Origin of the sequence: Escherichia sp. KCJ4928 (genome assembly GCF_004352695.1) — a bacterium.
Classification (GTDB): Bacteria; Pseudomonadota; Gammaproteobacteria; order Enterobacterales; family Enterobacteriaceae; genus ECMA0423.
This window is the reverse complement of the sequence record NZ_SJWV01000353.1, coordinates 1-1,941: the sequence shown is the minus strand read 5'-3', so window position 1 is coordinate 1,941 and position 1,941 is coordinate 1. Positions and strand designations below refer to the sequence as shown.

Here is a 1,941-nt window from a genome sequence, read left to right as displayed (position 1 = left end):
AGTACCTCCGTTCCATGATGTAAACGTGACACAGCTTATTGTTATTGATTATTATTATCATTATGTTATCACGCACCAGTACACGATGACAATAAAGGAGAAACCAGATGAAAGCGGATATATCTGTAAAGTATTTTCTGAAAAGCCTGATACCAGGTTTCATTATTCTTACAGTTTTTTATCTGGGATGGAAAGATAACCAGGAAAATTCAAGAATGTTTTATGCGTTCATCGGATGCATTATCAGCTCCATTACTTTTCCTTTTTCAATGAAGATAATACAGAAAATGGTAATAAGGTTTACAGGGAAAGAAGTCTGGCAAAAAGACTTCTTTACAAATCCAGTTGGCGGAAGCTTAACTGCAATATTTGAATTATTCTGTTTCGTTATATCAGTTCCTGTGGTTGCCATTTACTTAATTTTTATATTCTGCAAAGCCCTTTCAGGAAAATGAAAGGGCATCATTATGTGTCAGATACCAATAAGTTTATTGTTCTGCTCAATAAACTTATCATTAACAAGCGCACTCACAGCAGCCATAATAATTGCAAAACCCAGAATACCTACAAGGGTCCCCGGCATGACGGAAAACGTCCATGCGGTAACAGATGAAGCAGCTCTTCCTGCTGCCAGTGATTCAAGTTTTACAAAAAATGGACGCCAGTTATCTGTCCAGACAACCTTACCAAACTCAGTGCTCCAGTCAGCAAAATCGTTGCCTTCAGTACACCGTGTTTTCTCCTCAGCTCTCTTCTGGTTGATGTCGGCAAGCTGGCAACAAAAATTCTCTTTTTACGTCAAGAACGTCATTTGCATGTTTTTGCTCATTTGTTCTGGCACTGACGTTATTTCTCGCCGAATTTACCGCAGATTCAGCAAAGGTGATTTTATTGTAACTGCAACACCTACCAGATGACGGAAAACGGGTGAACGGATTAGAGTACGATTTTTCCATTTCGTGATCTTCACCTCAGAACCCCACCATTGATGATAAAAATGGTTATCATTCGCATTGACACTTTGAAATAAGTAGTTATATTTTTCATGGTTATTGAGCAATTGGTAACCAATGTAGGTTGTAGGTGTTTCATTTTCATTAAGGAATATGTATGAAAAAACAATCTAAAGAAGTGAAAACCTCTGGCTCTGAACATCGTGAAATTATGATAGAAATTGATGCCTCTAAATCGACGAACGGTACCGGTGGAGGCTCCATCATTGAAGGGTCATACACTGTCTATCGCTGCGATGGCGGAAGTGTCCCCTCGCGTCCTTTTGGCCCCCCATTCTGTCCTTAAATTTAAAGGCTGGTCATGATTGAAATATTCACTTCTCTCAAACGAGAGCAATGAATACGATAATACAGGTATATTCGATAAAAAGGACGTCTTTTGTGGCGTCCTTACCTTAAGGAGATTATTACGAATGTCTTTGGGGGATAAATTTACATCTGGATACCGTGGGATTAATGCCTTCAATAGTGGCGTGATAAAACTTCTTGTTGCCAGAGAAAATGACTGGATTGAAGAAAAACTTAGTGCCATTTTAACTCAATCACCTCGTATTGATTTCGAACCACTCATTGCGAGTATAGTTTTTGGGCGTACTGAGGGGAAAACTTCATTATTTAAAAATGTGGAATGTATTGTTCCTGGTTGCAGTTTTAAAATTGACCACACGCACAATGGTGCATCCGTAAGTGAATATATTGACTGGAATGCAATTTCATATAAGACATTACCGCACGACCCGGCAGAGATTCTTTTTCAGTCTGTATCTGAAGTCGTCAACAGAAATCAAGGCGGATACTTTGTTGTGCGCCTGTCTGGTGGCATGGACTCTACTGGCATTCTTCTCTCACTAATGGAGGCAGTTGATGTAAGCAGAATTATTGCCATAACTTATCGGTACCTTATGGGGACAAGCAATCAAGATGAAGT

The 1,941-nt window shown here is 39.3% G+C and carries 3 protein-coding genes and 1 pseudogene; 3 read left to right on the top strand and 1 reads right to left on the bottom strand.

What is annotated here, in order from left to right:
* The first annotated feature begins 107 nt into the window (after positions 1–107).
* Positions 108–455, top strand: a complete 348-nt coding sequence (locus E0D98_RS23705; RefSeq protein WP_131891187.1) for a colicin E1 family microcin immunity protein — start codon at positions 108–110, stop codon at positions 453–455.
* Positions 456–472: 17 nt separating this feature from the next.
* Here E0D98_RS23705 and E0D98_RS23700 read toward each other — a convergent pair whose 3' ends face one another.
* Positions 473–763, bottom strand: coding sequence for a colicin-like pore-forming protein (locus E0D98_RS23700; protein ID WP_073568435.1), 291 nt, complete (start codon positions 761–763; stop codon positions 473–475).
* 347 nt (positions 764–1,110) lie between these two features.
* Here E0D98_RS23700 and E0D98_RS23695 point away from each other — a divergent pair, with 347 nt between their 5' ends.
* Positions 1,111–1,299: a hypothetical protein gene (locus E0D98_RS23695; protein ID WP_000744815.1), complete on the top strand. Its 189-nt coding sequence runs from the start codon at positions 1,111–1,113 to the stop codon at positions 1,297–1,299.
* 127 nt (positions 1,300–1,426) lie between these two features.
* Positions 1,427–1,941: pseudogene (locus E0D98_RS23690) on the top strand (hypothetical protein); the annotation flags it as partial.